The sequence below is a fragment of the Halomonas sp. ND22Bw genome (assembly GCF_003011945.1).
In the GTDB taxonomy this organism is placed as follows: Bacteria; Pseudomonadota; Gammaproteobacteria; order Pseudomonadales; family Halomonadaceae; genus Halomonas; species Halomonas halophila.
The window spans coordinates 1-338 of record NZ_PXWD01000432.1; the positions used below are offsets into that span (position 1 = coordinate 1).

Below are 338 nucleotides of genomic sequence, written 5' to 3' on the forward strand. Positions count from 1 at the left end.
TGCCGCCTGCGTTGACGACCACCGTGGCCGGCCGGGCCGGCTGCTTGCGGTTGGCCAGTGCCTGGGTGCGCGCCACGCGGAGGCGCTCGGTGATGTCGTTCGGCAGCGCATCGGTGCCGGTCGACAGGCGCGCTGCGATGCGGCGACCGAACTGCGCCTCCGCGGGGTCGCTGGCGAGAGAAGTCGATCGGTTCATAGTGAAATTCCCTTGGCTTTGAGCGCTTTGCTCAGCGCATGGACTGCGCGGGAGCAGTGGGTCTTGACGCTGCCTTCGGAGCAGCCCATGGCCGCTGCGGTTTCGGCAACGTCCATTTCCTCCCAGTAACGCATCAGGAAAG

The 338-nt window shown here is 66.9% G+C and carries 2 protein-coding genes; both read right to left on the reverse strand.

All coding sequences use genetic code 11. The features are described 5' to 3' along the window. Positions 1–196, reverse strand: a 196-nt coding sequence (locus tag CVH10_RS18785; RefSeq protein WP_146143070.1) for a DUF3619 family protein, incomplete at its 3' end; no start/stop codon positions are given. Then, positions 193–330 carry a sigma factor-like helix-turn-helix DNA-binding protein gene (locus CVH10_RS18790; RefSeq protein WP_369335880.1) on the reverse strand — a complete coding sequence of 46 codons (138 nt, stop codon included), beginning with the start codon at positions 328–330 and terminating at the stop codon, positions 193–195. The genes CVH10_RS18790 and CVH10_RS18785, both read right to left, overlap by 4 nt. Between the last annotated feature and the right edge of the window lie 8 nt (positions 331–338).